The organism is Olivibacter sp. SDN3, from assembly GCF_014334135.1.
Lineage (GTDB): Bacteria > Bacteroidota > Bacteroidia > Sphingobacteriales > Sphingobacteriaceae > Olivibacter.
This window is the reverse complement of record NZ_CP060497.1, coordinates 795,147-813,078: the sequence shown is the minus strand read 5'-3', so window position 1 is coordinate 813,078 and position 17,932 is coordinate 795,147. Positions and strand designations below refer to the sequence as shown.

Annotated in this window: 13 protein-coding genes; 12 read left to right on the top strand and 1 reads right to left on the bottom strand. The window is 42.0% G+C overall.

Features of this window, described 5'->3' with window-relative positions; translation table 11 throughout:
* Nucleotides 1-25 precede the first annotated feature (25 nt).
* The 10 genes from H8S90_RS03260 to H8S90_RS03215 all read left to right on the top strand — a co-directional run bounded on the left by H8S90_RS03260 (nucleotide 26) and on the right by H8S90_RS03215 (nucleotide 13,475).
* Nucleotides 26-1,393: an aldehyde dehydrogenase family protein gene (locus H8S90_RS03260; protein ID WP_187341171.1), complete on the top strand. Its 1,368-nt coding sequence runs from the start codon at nucleotides 26-28 to the stop codon at nucleotides 1,391-1,393.
* Nucleotides 1,394-1,429: 36 nt separating this feature from the next.
* Entirely contained in the window at nucleotides 1,430-3,982 is a 2,553-nt protein-coding gene (locus tag H8S90_RS03255; RefSeq protein ID WP_187341170.1) for a phosphocholine-specific phospholipase C, read from the top strand.
* Nucleotides 3,983-4,173: 191 nt separating this feature from the next.
* On the top strand, nucleotides 4,174-4,911 hold the full coding sequence (locus H8S90_RS03250; RefSeq protein WP_187341169.1) for a (Fe-S)-binding protein: 738 nt from the start codon (nucleotides 4,174-4,176) through the stop codon (nucleotides 4,909-4,911).
* Between the two features lie 42 nt (nucleotides 4,912-4,953).
* Nucleotides 4,954-6,339: a lactate utilization protein B gene (locus H8S90_RS03245; protein WP_187341168.1), complete on the top strand. Its 1,386-nt coding sequence runs from the start codon at nucleotides 4,954-4,956 to the stop codon at nucleotides 6,337-6,339.
* A 37-nt stretch (nucleotides 6,340-6,376) separates the two neighbouring features.
* A complete protein-coding gene (locus H8S90_RS03240) occupies nucleotides 6,377-6,988 on the top strand; it encodes an LUD domain-containing protein (protein WP_187341167.1) in 612 nt (203 codons plus the stop codon).
* A 265-nt stretch (nucleotides 6,989-7,253) separates the two neighbouring features.
* Nucleotides 7,254-9,167, top strand: a complete 1,914-nt coding sequence (locus H8S90_RS03235; RefSeq protein WP_255501786.1) for an alpha-L-fucosidase — start codon at nucleotides 7,254-7,256, stop codon at nucleotides 9,165-9,167.
* 262 nt (nucleotides 9,168-9,429) lie between these two features.
* Nucleotides 9,430-11,091, top strand: coding sequence for a histidine kinase (locus H8S90_RS03230; protein ID WP_187341166.1), 1,662 nt, complete (start codon nucleotides 9,430-9,432; stop codon nucleotides 11,089-11,091).
* Nucleotides 11,092-11,103: 12 nt separating this feature from the next.
* Nucleotides 11,104-11,871 carry a LytTR family DNA-binding domain-containing protein gene (locus tag H8S90_RS03225; RefSeq protein WP_187341165.1) on the top strand — a complete coding sequence of 256 codons (768 nt, stop codon included), beginning with the start codon at nucleotides 11,104-11,106 and terminating at the stop codon, nucleotides 11,869-11,871.
* Between the two features lie 169 nt (nucleotides 11,872-12,040).
* Nucleotides 12,041-12,865 carry a hypothetical protein gene (locus tag H8S90_RS03220; protein ID WP_187341164.1) on the top strand — a complete coding sequence of 275 codons (825 nt, stop codon included), beginning with the start codon at nucleotides 12,041-12,043 and terminating at the stop codon, nucleotides 12,863-12,865.
* Nucleotides 12,866-13,046: 181 nt separating this feature from the next.
* Nucleotides 13,047-13,475: a hypothetical protein gene (locus tag H8S90_RS03215; RefSeq protein ID WP_187341163.1), complete on the top strand. Its 429-nt coding sequence runs from the start codon at nucleotides 13,047-13,049 to the stop codon at nucleotides 13,473-13,475.
* 10 nt (nucleotides 13,476-13,485) lie between these two features.
* On the opposite strand, the gene H8S90_RS03210 is transcribed toward H8S90_RS03215, so the two are convergent.
* Nucleotides 13,486-13,956, bottom strand: a complete 471-nt coding sequence (locus H8S90_RS03210) for an Lrp/AsnC family transcriptional regulator (protein ID WP_187341162.1) — start codon at nucleotides 13,954-13,956, stop codon at nucleotides 13,486-13,488.
* 515 nt (nucleotides 13,957-14,471) lie between these two features.
* Here H8S90_RS03210 and H8S90_RS03205 point away from each other — a divergent pair.
* Nucleotides 14,472-17,204 (top strand): TonB-dependent receptor, encoded by a 2,733-nt coding sequence (locus tag H8S90_RS03205; RefSeq protein WP_187341161.1) that lies wholly within the window; start codon nucleotides 14,472-14,474, stop codon nucleotides 17,202-17,204.
* A gap of 59 nt (nucleotides 17,205-17,263) precedes the next feature.
* Nucleotides 17,264-17,923, top strand: coding sequence for a TetR/AcrR family transcriptional regulator (locus H8S90_RS03200; protein ID WP_187341160.1), 660 nt, complete (start codon nucleotides 17,264-17,266; stop codon nucleotides 17,921-17,923).
* Nucleotides 17,924-17,932 lie beyond the last annotated feature (9 nt).

The following is a 17,932-nucleotide window of genomic DNA, read 5'->3' as shown; positions in this document are numbered from 1 at the left end:
AGCTTTACAGAATAAAATTATAGATATGAAGATCATTAATCCTACATCAACAGAAACTATCATCGAGTTAGTGGATGATCATCCTGAGCGCTTGTTGGAGAAGTACAATACCTTGCAGGCCGCCCGGGCTGATTGGAGCCAAAAACTACTGGCTGAGCGGATGATAGTTATAGCAAAGTTCGTGGAGGGGCTAAAAGAAGAAATTGAATCGCTGGCTGGCATATTAACGGCCGAAACGGGCAAACCTATTCAACAGGCACGAAACGAGATTAACGGAGCCATTTCCCGTATTTCCTGGATGATGGAAAATGTGCAAAAATACCTCTCGCCCGAACAGATGCGATCTAGACCCCATTTGGAAGAAACGATCACTTACGAACCATTGGGAACCATCTGCAATATCTCGGCGTGGAATTACCCTTATTTGGTGGGTGTAAACGTTTTTATTCCGGCATTGCTGGCTGGGAATACGGTATTGTATAAACCTTCTGAATTTGCTACTAATACTGGTTTACAGATTGATCGATTATTAAAAAGGGCAGGATTACCTGATAATGTCTTGCAGGTGGCCATTGGTGGTGCCGATGTAGGAAAAGCGTTGTTGGATCTCGACTTTGATGGATACTACTTCACCGGATCGTATAAGACGGGTAAAGCTATTTATAAACAAGTAGCAAGTAAAATGGTTCCTTGCCAGCTAGAGATGGGAGGTAAGGATCCGCTGTATATTACCGATGATCTAGCCGATGTGAAAGCGGTAGCCGAAGCTACCGCCGATGGCGCTTTTTATAATAATGGACAGAGTTGCTGTGCGGTCGAACGGATCTATGTGCACGAAGCGGTATACGATGCCTATGTGGAGGCTTTCGTGGCGCAGGTTAAACGTTGGAAGCTGGGAGACCCGATAATGGAAGATGTGTATTTCGGACCGTTAACACGTAGTGCGCAACTTCTCTTGCTGGAAGATCAAGTGGCAGACGCTTTGGCTAAGGGGGCCACATTACTACTTGGCGGGAGACGGGCGGACAGACGGGGTTACTATTTTGAACCAACAGTGCTGGTGAACGTGAACCACGATATGGCGCTTATGCGTGAAGAGAGCTTCGGCCCGATCATAGGTATTATGAAGGTGAGAAACGATGAGGAAGCCGTCGCATTGATGCAGGATACGGACTATGGATTAACAGCAAGTGTATACGCCGACCAACAGATGAGGGCAGTTTCCATTTTAACGAAAATCAATATTGGCACAGCTTATTGGAACTGCTGTGATCGAGTAAGTGCAGCTTTGCCATGGAGCGGTCGCCAGCATTCTGGACTAGGTGTTACCTTGTCTCATCAAGGAATACGAGCGTTTACGAAACCTAAAGCCTGGCATTTGATAGGACAGTGAAACAGCTGAACGTTTCAACGGCTTAACGAATAAAAAATGGACAACAGAAGAGAATTTATAAAGAAAGCTGCCATGCTTGCCGGGGGGGCGGGTTTGTGGGGAACCTTGCCGGAATCGATACAACAGGCTATAGCGATTAATCCAGCGCCTGGCAGTACATTTTATGACGCAGAACATATTGTATTGCTGATGCAGGAAAACCGTTCTTTCGATCACTGTTTCGGAACGCTGCAAGGCGTTAGAGGCTTCAATGACCCCAGAGCAATAACGCTACCCAATAAAAATTCAGTTTGGTTACAATCCGACCGCCAGGGGCATACATATGCCCCTTTTCGTATGGATATCAAAAATAGTAAGATTACCTGGATGGAATCTTTACCTCATTCATGGGGGAACCAGGTAGACGCCCGTAACAATGGCAAATACGATGGCTGGTTGGAAGCCAAACGTTCGGGTATTAAAGCTTATCAAGAGATGCCGCTTACTTTGGGATATTACAATAGAGAAGATATTCCGTTTTATTATGCCTTGGCTGATGCCTTTACGATCTGTGATCAGCATTTCTGCTCATCGTTAACCGGTACAACAACGAATAGACTGTTCTTTTGGAGCGGAACATTGAAAGCTAGATCGGGGGATATTGCCAATGTCCGTAATTCGGATGTGTATTTTAATCGTGAAGTGAATTGGAAGACCTTCCCTGAGCGATTGGAAGAGCAGGGGATTAGCTGGAGGGTCTATCAAAATGAATTAAGTGTCCAAACAGTTTTAACGGGAGAGGATGAATCGTGGCTCGGAAATTTCACCGATAATAACTTGGAATGGTTCAGCCAGTACCATGTACGTTTCAGTAAAGGACATCACCGGTTTCTGGTGAAACGCCTTGAAGAGTTACCGCAAGAGATTGCCGCATTGAAGAAGACTATTTCCAGCCTGAAACCAAGTCAAACGCAGAAACATAAAGGTAGGCTGGAGCAGAAGATAGCGCAGTTGGCGAAATTTAAAGCCGAACTAGCAAAGTATAATCCCGATAATTTTGAAAAGTTAAGCACCTTCGAACAAAACCTACACCGTAGGGCTTTTACTACAAATATTGCCGACCCTCATTACCATGAGACCGAAGAGCTTAGCTATCGGGACGAGGAAGGCGTGGAACGGCAGATGCGGGTGCCTAAAGGCGATGTATTATACCAGTTTAGAAAGGATGTGAACGAAGGTGAATTACCTACCGTGAGTTGGCTGGTAGCTCCTCAGAATTTTTCTGATCATCCCAGTGCACCCTGGTACGGAGCCTGGTATGTGTCGGAAGTACTGGATATTTTGACCAAGAACCCGGAAGTATGGAAGAAAACGATCTTTATACTCAATTACGATGAAAATGATGGTTGTTTTGATCATATACCGCCATTTGTGGCACCCAAGCCTAACGACCCTAATGCCGGAGCGGTGTCTGATGGCCTGGATACTTCCGATGAATATGTAACCATGGAAGAAGAGCAAAGGCGAGAAAGAAAAGAAAGTGATACGCGTGAAGGTCCTGTCGGTTTGGGGTATCGAGTGCCGTTAATCATTGCTTCTCCCTGGACGAGAGGCGGATGGGTGAATTCGGAGGTTTGTGACGTCACTTCTACCATCCGATTCATGGAAAGCTTCCTGCAGCGGAAAGGTAAAAAGGTAAAAGAAAATAATATCAGTAGCTGGCGACGGACAGTTTCCGGTGATTTAACTTCAGCCTTTAGGCCATATAAGGGAGAGAAAATGATTTTTCCCGAAGCCTTAGATCGAAATCAATTTGTACAAGGTATTTACAATGCACAATTTAAAAGCTTACCTACCTATAAAGCGTTGACCGTCGAGGAAATTGGTATCGCCAATAATGACCCCATACACGCCGCTGTTTTACCTCAACAGGAAGTAGGGATAAGAAACTCGTGTGCTTTGGCTTATGAGCTAGCCGTTGAAGGAATGTTATCTGCTACAAATGACCGTCTGGAACTTCGGTTTTCTGCAAAGAAAGGGGCTTTCGGAGAACAGGCTCTCGGCTCAGCGTTTAATGTGTATGCCCCCGGGAAGTATTTGCAGAAAGGAAGTGGGGGAGCGATGTCCTTTGATGCCGTAAGCGTATGGTCTTTCGCTGTTTCTGCTGGAGACGAATTAACTTATGCTTGGCCCTTGGAGTGTTTTGAGCATCGTCTCTATCACCTAAGGGTTTACGGGCCTAACGGCTTTTTTCGGGAACTAAGAGGAAATACTGAAGATTCGCTAATAGAAACCAGTGCAGTCTATCAAAGAACGAAAAATTCGATGAAAAGTCAGTTGTCTGGTAATATCGATCTGAGGATTAAGAATAAACAACCGCAGATGATACGTGTAAGGGTGAAGGACCACGCTTATGGAAATGGTGTGGTTACGAAAGAAGTGGGGGCCTTGGGTGAACTAACACTGCCTGTTAATACAGAAAAAAGCTTTCAATGGTACGACTTTTCTGTCACCATTGATGGGATAGATACTTTCGAAAGACGTTACGCGGGAAGGGTGGAAACCGGTAAACATAGTAAAAGTGATCCATTTATGGGACGCGTAATTTAAAAGCGGACTGCACAGGATGGTTATTTGATTAAAATGGATTACTTTGCGTGTAATTTTGTAAAGGAAAACTAGCCATCTGGTGGGTAAAGATAACTTAATAAAAGGGTAAGATAGTAAAATGATCATGGCTTCGAATTTGCTTACTTTGTAGGTGCTGTTCCTAAATGTAAACTAAACATAAACAATATCACATGGAGGTTGCTTTATTTGTGCCGTGCTATGTTGACCAATTTTATCCGCAGGTTGCTCAAGCAAGCTTGGAATTGTTGGAAAGGCTGGGTGTTCGGGTAGTTTATCCGGAAGGGCAAACCTGTTGCGGGCAACCAATGGCCAATTCAGGCTATGAACATTTGACAGGAGGCTGCAACGAGAATTTTATCAGGCATTTTGATGGTTACGAATATATTGTATCACCCTCGGGTAGTTGTGTATTGCATTTGAAAGAGCACCTGAGCTCTGATAAAAACAAGCAACAGGCAGTAGCTATCCGCCCACGCATTTATGAGCTTACGGAGTTTCTGACAGATGTATTGCAAGTGGAGGAGCTGGAGGCACGCTTCCCATATAAGGTGGGGATGCACCAAAGCTGCCATGGTCAACGCGGACTTAAATTATCACAGATGAGTGAGCTGACGGCACCGATGTTTTCTAAGCCGGGTAAGTTGCTCCATATGGTTAAAGACATTGAACTGGTTACCTTAGACAGGGGGGACGAATGCTGCGGTTTTGGAGGTACTTTCTGCGTTGCGGAGGAGGCTGTTTCGGTGAAGATGGGCAAAGATCGTGTAGCAGATCATCTTAGGCACGATGCCGAATACATTACTGGAGCGGATATGTCGTGCCTCATGCATATGGAAGGTGTATTAAAGCGAGCTAAAAGTAAGACAAAAGTGATCCATATCGCGGAGATATTAAATAGCAGCATATAATGTTAAATGATCTAAAGGTTAAAGCGAATAGCTAAGAATAATATGCGAGGAACATCAAAGAGACATGCAGACTTAGCCGATGTATTTAATGCCGATGAAGCGCGCGTAGACTGGCACGACGAGACGCTTTGGTTCGTTAGAACGAAGCGGGATCGTGCTACGCATGGCCTGGAAGAATGGGAGAGCCTCCGTGAAGTAGCCTCGGAAGTGAAGCACCATACACTGGCCAACTTATCAACCTATTTGGAAGAGTTTGAGCAACAGGCAATCGCAAATGGCGTACAGGTACATTGGGCCACCGATGCAGCTGAACATAACGAGATTGTGTGCCATCTGCTGCAGAAGCATGGTATAGATCGGATGGTAAAGAGCAAGTCGATGCTTACAGAAGAATGTCATTTGAATGATTACCTGGCAGACCGCGGCATAGAAGTTATCGATTCCGATCTGGGCGAACGTATTGTACAGCTGGCTAAAGAGATGCCTAGCCATATCGTGCTGCCCTGTATTCATAAAAAGAAGGAAGAAATAGGCGATTTATTTCATGAGCATTTAGGTACCGAAGCAGGAGAGTCAGATCCACAGATCCTTACGGAAACCGCTCGGCAGCATTTAAGAGATACTTTTCTTACACGCAGGGCTGCGCTAACGGGCGTAAATTTCGCTGTAGCGGAAACGGGCGAGATGGTCGTATGTACCAATGAAGGAAATGCAGATATGGGCGCACACCTGTCGTCTATTCATATTGCCAGTATGGGGATAGAAAAACTTATTCCTAAGCGGGCCCATTTAGGCGTGTTCCTGAGGTTGCTAACCCGAAGCGCCACAGGACAGCCGATTACCACTTATTCCAGTCACTTTAAACGTCCGAGAGAAGGTCAGGAGATGCACATCGTATTGGTGGATAATGGGAGAAGCAGGCAACTGGCAAGGGAAGATTTTCGAAACTCGCTGAAGTGCATTCGTTGCGGAGCCTGCATGAATACTTGCCCGGTTTATCGTAGAAGTGGCGGGCATAGTTATCATTATGCCATCAGTGGTCCGATAGGGTCTATTTTAGCACCCAATCTGGATATGAAAGATTTTGCAGATCTACCCTTCGCTTCTACCTTATGTGGCTCTTGCAGTAATGTATGTCCGGTAAAGATAGATATTCATAATCAATTATATAAATGGCGACAGGAATTGGTGAAAGCGGGCTATACCGATAAAAAGAAAACGGCGGCCATGAAACTAATGGCGGCTACATTGTCGTCGCCTGCGAAGTTTAAGTTAGCGGGTAAGCTGGGTCGGTTGACATTGCGGTACATACCCTTCGCTGTTAATAACGGACTGAATCCATGGTACAAAGGGCGCGAGATGCCTTCTCCTCCGAAACAGTCCTTCGGCGAGTGGTATGCATCTAGGAAGAAAGAAGGAGAGGGGTGAGCTTAGCTAATGGTAAATTAAATAAATCAATCTGTAGATGAGCAGTAGAGATCAAATACTTCGGGCCGTTGCATCCGCTCAGCCGGGTAACCATCCCATGCCCCACTTACCGACGCAGGTGGTTACTTACGAGGACCCCATAGCTAAGTTTACCGAAATGGCTATTGCGGTTGGAGGAGGTGTTATACGGGTAAACGGTCTGGAGGGAGTAAAGGAGCATATTGAAGAGCATTATATCTTATCGTTAAGAAACAAGTGGCACATTACTCATCCACTACGGGTGGTTTCTACCCTGCAAGAAATGGAAGCTCACGCAGAATTGCTTCTTTCCGGAGACTTTGACCCGCATACCTTGCAAGATGTAGATATAGCTATTATGAAGGCGGATTTAGGAGTCGCAGAAAATAGTGCCTTATGGGTGCCCGAAACACAGGTTAGGGTATTGCCTTTTATTTGTCAACACCTTATTCTCCTAGTGGAGGCTAGAGATATTCTACATAATATGCACGAAGCTTATGCCCTTATGGGCAATGGCGATCAAAATTTTGGCGTATTTATTGCCGGACCTTCAAAAACCGCCGATATCGAGCAATCGTTAGTACTCGGAGCACACGGCCCCCGTAGCTTGATGGTTTATGTGATGGATTGAATAAATTTTTGCTTATACCAAGCGGATTGGCGAAGCGGAGCGGCCACAATACGCGCTATGAATACTTTGCAAACAGCTGTGACGTAGCATTCGTCGCCTTGATGTTATTCACTTGTGTATTTTTTTGGAGGTGTTCATGAGCTCTTCGGTTTTTGTTTCTTTTTTCGTCAAGGAAAAAAGAAAAGAAGCTCCGTGCCAATTTAGCTTAACACTAGGCTAATTCTCCTGAATGATTAACTTTGGGTTAAGTTTAAGTTTGTAGGCTATGGATACAAAAAAGAACCTTCTTACGATGCTTGCTGCGGCCTTGTTTGTTGCCTGTTCGGGAACGCAGGACGTGGATGATGCCCCAGAGCCCTATGGGGCATTGCCTAGCGAACGACAGCTGTTATGGCATGAGACTGAAATGTACTGCCTGATCCATTTTACCCCGACAACCTTTCAGGATAAAGAATGGGGCTATGGCGATGCTGACCCTGCTATTTTTAACCCAAATAAATTTGACGCAGAGCAAATAGTGTCTGCCGCCAAAGCTGGTGGTTTTAGGGGGATTATCTCTGTTGCTAAACATCATGATGGCTTTGCGTTATGGCCTACAGAAACCGCTGCATACAACATCAGCGAAAGTCCATGGCGTGATGGGAAAGGAGATATGGTGAAAGAATTTCAGCAGGCCGCGGAAAAGTTCGACCTAAAATTTGGGGTGTATTGCTCTCCTTGGGATCGAAATAATCCGGCATACGGTACACCCGAATATGTCGAAATCTATCGTAATCAATTAAAAGAGCTTTACAGTAATTATGGCGAGCTTTTTATGAGTTGGCACGACGGTGCCAATGGAGGTGATGGTTATTACGGAGGGAAAAAGGAACAAAGGAAAGTCGACCAATCTACTTATTATGATTGGGAAAATACGTGGGCGATTACGCGGGATCTGCAACCCAATGCAAGTATTTTTAGTGATATAGGTTGGGATGTACGTTGGGTGGGCAATGAAAAGGGGGGAGCGCCGGAAACGAGCTGGTCTACTATCGATCTGATAGGTAAAGACGGCAAAACACCCATGCCCGGATTCTTAGACGATAGTAATTTGGGCAGCGGTACCCGCGATGGAAAACATTGGATACCTATAGAATGTGATGTACCCTTGAGACCGGGTTGGTTTTATCACGAATCGCAAGACGAGCAGGTGAAGACACCGGCGATGTTGTTTGACCTTTATTGCAAGAGCGTGGGAAGAGGAGGGGCATTTGATCTTGGACTCTCTCCAAATACCGATGGATTGTTACATGAGCGCGACGTGCAGGTGTTGAAAGATTTCGGTGTTTTGTTGAAGCAGGTGTTTTCGGTGAATCTGGCACAGGACGCGTCTTTTACCGTGTCAAATACCCGCCACGACGATAATAAAAAATATGGAACAGAACATCTGGTAGACCACGATCGCTATAGTTACTGGGCAACGGATGACGATGTAACAACGGCTGAACTCATCGTTGATCTGCAAGGCGCACAGTCATTTGATATCATCCAGTTGCGCGAGAACATTAAATTAGGGCAAAGGATCGATAGTGTGGTGATAGACCAATGGGAAGGGGAGCAATGGGTGAGACTGGACAAAGCCACAAGTATCGGCGCAAACAGAATCATTCGCCTGGACAATGCTGTGACAACGGAAAAACTGCGTTTTCAGGTTTATGCACCAGTAAGTATCACATTGAGTGATCTGGGAATTTATGCGACACCTGAAGACGTGGATACTGGAGGTTTGGCACAAAAGGAAAGTATTGCACAAGAACACTGGGTGGCCAGCGAAAAGGGGGATACAAGACATGCTTTCGATGCTGATCAGGGGACCTTCTGGTTAGCAGAAGCTGATGCTTTGACGCTGGATTTAGGAAAAGTCGAGGCTTTTAATGGCTTGGGTTACCTACCTAGGCAGGATGGTAAAACAGATGGAACTATTGAGAAATATATATATTATAGTAGTGACAATGGTAAGGATTGGAGAAAAATTGCATCCGGAGAATTCTCAAATATAAAGGCGAACCCAGTTTTGCAATATACCTCCCTGGATAAAACGATAGAAGCGAGATACATCAAGCTCGAAGCTGTACAGGCTATTCAGTCGGCAGGAGCTAAAGGAATCATCAATGTTGCGGAGTTGGAAGTGTATAAGTAATAAGGGAGGAGAACTGCGACATTATTAATTTATAGAAAAGACCTTCTCAGTCGCTTATGCCGGGAAGGTCTTTTCTATTGATACCATGTTGATTACTTTTGATTCTAGCTGAAAATATAGTAGGTTTGGGAAGAGGTAACATGTCCTTTATCCAAATATGTTTATATCGGTTAATCGCTTATTGGGTAGCAAACAAAAACTAATCATTTCTGCTTGTGCGCTATTGTGCCTGTTTCATTTCTGCTTTGCCAAGGAGAATACGATGCTACCTAAGTTGTCGCAACAAGACCAATTTGCCACGGTTGAAGAACTCATTCGTAGGCAGCAACTGGATGAGGCCTTCACACTTTTAGATTCTTTATTGGATGAAGGAAAAAAGCATGCAAACCAATGGCTTATGGGCCGGGCTTATGCAGGCATAGGAAACGTTTTATTGGTTAAAAGAGAATTTGACCAAGCACTTCGGCATTATCTCTTAAGTCTGAAGTATTTAAATCTAAGCGAATACCCCCAAGACGTTGTAAAAGTCTATGCGAATATGGGAACGCTGTATTCCACGTTAAAACAATTTGCTCTGGCCGAAGAGTACCTGTTGAAGGCGCTTCGGCATAATCCGGATGAAAACGATGATAAACTTAAATCCTTAGCTAATTTAGGGGGTGTTTACCTAGAAAGAGGGAAAAGGGAAGCTGCACTAAAAGTATTTAACGAAGCTATAGAGCTTGCTCAATCGCTTAAAAACCGCCAGGTTGAAGCGGTGCTCTATACGAATCTAAGCAACTACTTCATTGAGGAAAAGAAATGGAGATCGGCGATTGATGCGGCCCAGAATAGTATACGTCTGAGAGAATTTCTAAATCAACCAATATCGGTTATTACCTGGAATAACTTAGGTTATGCGCAGGTGCAAATAGGTGAGGTTAAGCAAGGAATTAAACATTATGAACAAGCGCTGGAAGACGCCGATCTCAGGGAGGAACAGCAGTTGCTCTTTAATTTGTATCAGGCGCATAAACGATTGGGAAACTACCAAAGGACCTGGGAATATATAGAAGCTTATGATCGGGTGAAAGACTCGCTGTCGGTTTTGAACTTTGAGGAGAAGGTGGCCGAGTTAAATACGATACATGAATCAAGCGAAAGACAACGTCAAATTGAAACGTTAGCTGCGGAGAATACCTCGCAGAAAAAACAGCTGAGGCAGCAAGCGTACCTTATCCTGGCGATAGGCGTAATCCTGCTATTGATAATGGCTTTACTGTTTTTTAGCTGGAAACACTTTAAAGTAAAGGAAGCGTTGGAGAAATCACAAATGAAACATCGCTTCCTTTTGTTGCAACTGAATCCACACTTTATTTTTAATGCTCTTCAAAGTGTACAGCATTTTATTTATAAGAATGATCAGCAGCAATCGATGGAGTACCTGAATAATTTTAGCCGCTTAATTCGTCTGGTATTGGAAAATTCGGAGACCGAGATGATACCGCTTGATGAAGAGATTGAAATTTTAGATAACTACTTACGCTTGCAGCAGCTGAATTGTACACCTGCTTTTTCATACACCATAAAAGTGGATGAACGCATAGAAAGCGAAGATATGCTGGTACCCACTATGCTTTTACAGCCATTTGTAGAGAATGCTGTAGAACATGGCGTAAAAGGGCATCCAAATGGGCTTATTGAGCTTATATTTGAACGTAGCAATGAAACGCTGGAAATCCTGATAAAGGATAATGGTAAGGGATTCCCCGCTGAGCAGGAAAAACAAAAAAACCTCCATAAATCAATGAGCATGGAAATATTAAATAAGCGGATAGCCGAGTTAAACAAAATAGGTAAATGGAAAATCGAGTTAAAAGTGTTTTCCGATCTTGAAAATGATAATTTTACGGGCACCTGTGTGCATTTTTTTATTAGCGCTTAAAGAACAAACAGTATGACCTCCTTACCGTCAATTTCTTGCTTATTACTGGAAGATGACTATGCCTCCGGTGCAATGGTGAAAAGCATATTAACAGAATTTTTTCCGAATATGACACTTTTTGTATGCACGAACATTGATGAAGCCAGAAGAATATATAAAACTCATCTCCCGACGTTATTGGTTTTAGACATCAATCTTCCCGATGGGACTTCATTTGACTGGTTACGGGAATTATATATACAAGAGCAACAAAAATTCAGTGTTATTTTTACCACTGCTTACGCTACTTATGCGGTTGAAGCTTTCAAATTCAGTGCTTTGGATTTTCTCTTGAAGCCTATTATGCCGAATGACCTCATTAATGCCGTGAGTAAAGCTATGAAGATTATAAAAGACCAGAACTACAAGATACAGTTGGAAACTTTTTTTCATAATTTTCAGGTGCACAATACCATCGATAAAAAAATAGTGCTGAAAACAGTGGAGGAAATTAGCGTTGTAAGTATACAGGATATTCTAGCTGTGGAGGCAGATAATAGTTATTCAAAATTTCATTTACAGGGCGGGAAAAGTATCTTAGTTTCCCAGTCACTGAAAACCTATGATCAGCAGCTCAGTGCTTCGGGTTTTATGCGTATTCATCAATCGTATTTAGTGCAGGCATGTTATATTAAAAGTTTCAAGAAAAAGAACAACCTGTTATTGCTTGAGGGTGGATTGCTTGTGCCGGTATCGCTAAATAAGCGGTCGTTCGTTATGGATTACTTAACTAATTTGTAGCGAAAATGCGACGAATTCAAAAAAGAATCGGGTGAATACTAAATAGTTAATACAATACACCTTTCCATTGCCTTACCCTATTTAAATTTGATAAACATTTATCGATTTATTAAAGGATTCTGGGTTTAATCAAGGCTCCATTTGACAATTAAGAATAAAAAATCAACAGATGAAAGGAAAGATTATAATAGGCATTGTGTTTTCTTTTTTCCTTCAAGAGCAGCGAAGCGAAGCGCAGATCTGGAAAAAAGTTCAGAAGAAACTCGAGGATAAAGTAGAAAAGAAGGTGGATCAGGTGATCAATAGAAACGATAGCCCTGAGGTTAACGGGACTGACCAGACCGGAAATGCAGACATATTACCTCATTCGGAAGAAAATTATTCTTTTGCGCCCGGGAGCCAGGTGATTTTTGAGGATAATTTTTCGGGTGATCTCAACGGGCGTATGGCTAAGTACTGGAAATCAAGCGGGGGAGGAAGTGTTGTTCAGCTGCCGGATGTTTCAGGGCAATGGCTGGCATTGGCACCTCGTACGACTTACAGAATAGATAGTTTAGTCCATCTTCCGGAGAACTTTACTATTGAATTTGATCTAATCACCCGAAGTGAAGAGGCGCGGGATATAGGGGGAATGGGGTTTGGTTTTGCCCGTGACAATTCTAATCGTTCATATATAATGGACGCTCATAACGATAATGCGATCACGCACAGCTCTTTGCATTTTCATAATAAAGAGGTCACCAACTCCAGCAGCGATACCAAGATTTATAACCCTGTTGACTTCCCCTTAAATAATTTTTCTAATGGCACCCTGCATGTAGCTATAATGGTGGAAGGAGAGCATATGCGTCTCTATGTGAATAAGGCTAAACTCTTGGACACCCGTATGTTTAAAAAAGATGCGGTAAAATATTTCTATATCAGCGCCCCCTTCAGTTATAAGTCGGACGCAATGGTTTACTTTGGGAATTTCGTCGCCGCAGCACTTGATTAGTTTATAACAATTTTAAATAAATTTTTTACATGCCGTATTCGTGTAAATGAGTGTAAATAATTTGCACTGAATTGTTTCGGTTTGTTTTCTTCAACATAGATTAGTAAGTTTGGAATATAAGTCTTTTGCAGATAAGAGTATTTAGTTGCTGAAAATTTTAAACCAATTTACCTACGTAATTATGTTAAGAGAGATCGATTTAATTCGCTTATTGATGTCTTATCACCGGGAATGGGAAAGTAAACCGGAAGTTTTTCTGGAGTTGACCATTCTGGTATCCTCTATAGACAGCAGATGCATGGAATCTGGAGAAGTGGATATGGAAAATATCATGGGACCAAAACTTGATAATGTGGCGAAAGTATTCATGTCGATTACAAATGTTAACCTTGCGCCGTATAAAGATTTTGCAGATCTTAAAAAAAACGGTAACCCGACCACAAATTTAAGTGAACGTTTGGTGGATGTATTGGAAACTGTCAATAACGAGACACCGATAAATGATAGCGTTGCCTTAGAAGGTTTTGCTATTGAGGACTATTTTAAAGACAAGGACGCTGAAAAATTGTTTCTCAAATTATGGCCTTACATTGCTCCGGTTGAAGAATAAGTTAACGTGCTTATAGTTTTATCTCCAAAAGCTTTTCCTTTTTAATCTCCTTTAATACAAAATTACTGCTTACATTGGCAACGTTAGGGATGGTGGATAAGTTTTTCATGACAAAAACATGATAGTCTTCTACATCTCTTACCGCTATCTTTAGTAGGTAATCATGATTGCCTGCTATACAGAGTATCTCGAGCACTTCACTGAATACAGAAACCGCCTCTTCAAAGTTTTTAAGTGTTTCCAGCGATTGTTGCTTTAAGGTTACCGTACACATTACCAATAAATGTCTCCCTAATTTTTCACGGTTTACGATTACAACAGTACGTTCGATATAGCCTTCTCTTTTTAACCGCTTTATTCTTTCGAAAGTTGGAGATATGCTTAGGCCAATAGAGGCTGCAATTTCTTTAACACTGAGTGAAGCGTCTCGTTGGAGGAGATTCAGGATATGGGCATCCATTTTGTCTATTTTGTCAGTCATAAAAATTTTCTTTAAAGCGCATGGCAAAGATATGTAAATAGTATATAATTCTGTATTTTATGTGTTTGTAGGTTTTATTTTCTGATGTGTAAATTTTGTTGAATTATTATTTTATTGATATGTATTTTTACAGAATATTATAGTTTTTAATGGGTTATATCATTAGGTAGAAATACCTAAAATAAAGATCATGTGTTTGGTGAAGGTCGTCTTTCGTTGAGGGACGGCCTTTTTTAGTAGTTTTCATTCATATCGGTTAGGATCCATTCATCGAAAGGAATCTTTGTTGCCGTTTAATATCCGGTATTGTAAGATGGAAAACGTGCCATTCTGGTCAACTCCTTTACTTTAGTCGAAGTAATAAAATACGACTGATTGATCAAGATCAATATATCACCATGAAGTAACAAACCCGTTGCTTTTTAAACTTTATCAGAGATTTTATATCTTACCTTTTACTAAAACAGCAAACAGTTTACATTTAAATAAGCGACAGGCCCCCTAAATTATTATTGATGCGTCAGATACTTTTATGTTTCTTATTGATTTTTGGCTTAGGTCTTTTTTTTAAACCCGTTTATGCGCAACACGATTTGAAGGGTAAAGTGCTTGATCAAATCGATAGCGTTGGATTAGTAGGTGCCAGGCTTAGTCTTTATAACGTTCGTGATTCTCTTGTGCGCCAAATAAGCACGGGTGAAGAAGGGGAGTTTACATTTAGTCAATTACAGCGAGGAAATTACCGTTTGCTAGTGAGCTTTTTAGGATATAAAGTGGTTAACAGGCTAGTCAACATCGATCGCCAAGCGCAGAAACTCTTAATACCCTTACAGGCAGATTTTACCCTTTTGGATTCCGTGGAAATTGTTGTAAAACCACAACCCGTTATCATAAAAGGCGATACAACAGTGTTTGATGCTGGTGCATTTAGTACAGAACCTTATGCTGATGCAGATGCGTTGGTTTCGCAAATTCCTGGAGTTGAAATTGATGCAGACGGTAAAGTGAAGGCCCAGGGCGAAGACGTACAGCGAATCATTGTTGATGGAAAGGAGTTCTTCAGTTCGGACCCAGCGGTAGCCTTGAAAACTCTGCCTGCCGACGTTATTGATAAAATAGAACTTATTGACGATAAAAGTGAGCAATCGAAGTTAACAGGCTTTGACGATGGTAATAGGCGTAAGGTGATCAATATCGTGACCAAACCGGATAAAAGACAGGGGTATTTTGGAAGGATGGCTGGTGCGGGCGGAAGTGAGGAACGGTATAATACAGGTGGATTTGTAAATATGTTCAGCGGCGATAGAAGGATAAGTGCCAATATGGTATCGAATAACATCAATCAGGGAAATTTTTCTTCAAGCGAATTGATTGGAGCCGGTGGAAGAGGTCGGGGAGGTGGTGGAGGTGGCGGTATTGCAACGCAACATCGGATCGCGGTAAACTATAATAATACTTGGTGGGAGGATGTGCAATTTAATGTTAATTATAGTTTCGAGAATTCTGAAAACGAGTTACAGCGTACGTCAAATAGAGAGGTTTTAATAGGGGAAGATGCTAACCAGTTCAATGTTTCCGCTCAACAGACCAACCGTAAGAACCGGGGACATGTGGCTAATATACGATTAGAGTACAAAAAAGATTCTACGCAACGGCTCACCTTCAGTCCGAATATACATTTCAACAGTGCCGTTACTGATAACACTAACACAACATCTACTTTGGGGAATGCTCAGGAGTTGATAAACCATTCGTCGCGGCAAAATAATGGGGAAAATAGTGCTTTTACTATTGGCGGGACATTGGATTATGGCCTCAGGTTAAATGATAAAGGGCGCTCGATTACCCTGCATTTGCAAGGTAATAGCAACAGCAATAATAATGAAGCATATGCATTTTCCAATAACGTTTTCTATGAAGATGATTCCGTAAATCGTACTGATACCGTTAATAATTTGAATGATAGTCGTTCGAATAGCCAATCATGGAATGGGCGTTTAACGTACACAGAACCCCTCGGAGCGCATTCCCGGATGATGGCCAACGTTAATGGTCGTACGAACAACAGCTACTCTGATAGAAAAATGTATGATTTTTTAGAAGAGACTGGCCAGTACGAACTGTTAAACCAAGAGTTATCAAATGAGTTTCGGAATGATTTTCGTTTTTATGGGACGGGACTGAATTATCAGTTCTCTAAAGAAAGCTTTCTAGTAGATGTGGGTTTGGATTACCAGCAAGCAGATATGATCAATAATAGGATTTTTCCGGAAATTATTCGTTCTCATCACCGCTTTACTAACTATTTGCCCAATGCTAATTTTACTTATCGCTTTTCACAGGATAGACGTTTAAGACTCAATTATAATACGGGGACAAACCCGCCTAATGTGCTGCAATTGCAGGACGTGATAAACAATCAGAATCCACTCAATATTACGGGGGGGAATCCTGATTTGAAGCAGGAGTTTCGTCATCAGGTTAATCTCCATTACAATAGCGTTAACAGAGTCTCTGGGGCAAACTTTTCGGCGAGTATAACCGGGGCGTTAACACAAAACCGAATTGTAAACTCAACCTTTATTGCAACAGCCGATACATTAGTTGCCGACAACGTCTTGTTGGGAAAGGGAGCGCAATTTACACGTCCTGAAAATGTGAACGGTTATTACAACCTTCGAGGAAATATTTCTTTCGGTATCCCTTTGGATGCGCTGAAGGTTACGTTAAATCTGGGGACGGATTTACATCACAGTCGTGATGTGGGGCTGTTAAACAACGTGTTAACGTATACCTACAATCAAGGTATCAACCAGCGTATCGGAATTAATAGCAAAATCAGCAGGAAGATTATTTTTAGCGTTACCTATAATGGAAATTATAGCATGGTTAATAATAGTAATAATCAGCGATTAAATAATAATTATTATAATCAAACCATTCGTAATGACGTCACTTACATTTTTTGGAAAGGTATTCGTATCGCATCCAGTTTAAATTACCGTTACAATACCGGAATGGCGGAGGGGTTCGACCAGCGTTTCTTTTTGTGGAATGCATCCATCGGCAAAAAACTCTTTAAAAGAGAGGAAGCCGAGATAACACTTTCGGCCTTTGATTTGCTGAATAGTAATGTTCAGGTGAGTCGTCAAGTTACGGAACGCTACATAGAAGATGAGCAGTCCAACATTTTACGGCAGTACTTCTTGTTGAGTTTTACCTATAACTTACGAAAGTTTGGCCGCTGAACATTTTGCTTTTGAATTTGTATTAAAAAGAATATTTCACCAGGAGAGGAATAAGTAGTATGACAAGGAAAATACCTCAGGGCCCTATAAGGAACAAAGAACGGACAAAACTAAAACTGATAGCTGCTGTTGGAAAGGTTCTTCAAACACATGGTTATACGGCTTTGGGAGTTAATAAGATTGCCGCTGTGGCTGGCCTGGATAAAAAGTTGATTTATAGGTATTTTGGTGATGTAAATACCTTGATTGAAACCTATATTAGAGAAAAGGATTACTATGTAAGCGTATCTGACGATATTATTGAAAACGAACTTAAGCAGGATAAGAGCTATGCAAAAGATATTGTGGAAAATCTGCTGGTGAATCAGTTTCAAGAGATTTTCAACAGTAAAGAGCTTCAGCAAATTACCTTATTGGAGATCAGCGGTGATAAGATCATGCGTAATATGGTACGTCTTCGAGAGGAGCTTGGAAGGCATATTTTTAAGTATGCTGATAAATTGTATGCGGAGACAGGTCTGGATCTAAGAGCTAAAATAGCCATTGATGTTGCGGGTATTTATTACCTGATATTACATTCTCAAACAGTAGGGACAACCTTTTGCGAGCTGAACATAAATTCAGCGAAAGACCGGGAACGAATTGTTCGAACATTGAAACAGACACTTGACTTATATTATAGGGAAGCTATTAAGCAGAAAAAAGCAAAGAAAAGATAAATATAGCCT

Coding starts and splice junctions, on each gene's coding strand:
- H8S90_RS03260 (WP_187341171.1), top strand. CDS start 26: ATGAAGATCATTAATCCTACATCAACAGAAACTATCATCGAGTTAGTG.
- H8S90_RS03255 (WP_187341170.1), top strand. CDS start 1,430: ATGGACAACAGAAGAGAATTTATAAAGAAAGCTGCCATGCTTGCCGGG.
- H8S90_RS03250 (WP_187341169.1), top strand. CDS start 4,174: ATGGAGGTTGCTTTATTTGTGCCGTGCTATGTTGACCAATTTTATCCG.
- H8S90_RS03245 (WP_187341168.1), top strand. CDS start 4,954: ATGCGAGGAACATCAAAGAGACATGCAGACTTAGCCGATGTATTTAAT.
- H8S90_RS03240 (WP_187341167.1), top strand. CDS start 6,377: ATGAGCAGTAGAGATCAAATACTTCGGGCCGTTGCATCCGCTCAGCCG.
- H8S90_RS03235 (WP_255501786.1), top strand. CDS start 7,254: ATGGATACAAAAAAGAACCTTCTTACGATGCTTGCTGCGGCCTTGTTT.
- H8S90_RS03230 (WP_187341166.1), top strand. CDS start 9,430: ATGCTACCTAAGTTGTCGCAACAAGACCAATTTGCCACGGTTGAAGAA.
- H8S90_RS03225 (WP_187341165.1), top strand. CDS start 11,104: ATGACCTCCTTACCGTCAATTTCTTGCTTATTACTGGAAGATGACTAT.
- H8S90_RS03220 (WP_187341164.1), top strand. CDS start 12,041: ATGAAAGGAAAGATTATAATAGGCATTGTGTTTTCTTTTTTCCTTCAA.
- H8S90_RS03215 (WP_187341163.1), top strand. CDS start 13,047: ATGTTAAGAGAGATCGATTTAATTCGCTTATTGATGTCTTATCACCGG.
- H8S90_RS03210 (WP_187341162.1), bottom strand. CDS start 13,956: ATGACTGACAAAATAGACAAAATGGATGCCCATATCCTGAATCTCCTC.
- H8S90_RS03205 (WP_187341161.1), top strand. CDS start 14,472: ATGCGTCAGATACTTTTATGTTTCTTATTGATTTTTGGCTTAGGTCTT.
- H8S90_RS03200 (WP_187341160.1), top strand. CDS start 17,264: ATGACAAGGAAAATACCTCAGGGCCCTATAAGGAACAAAGAACGGACA.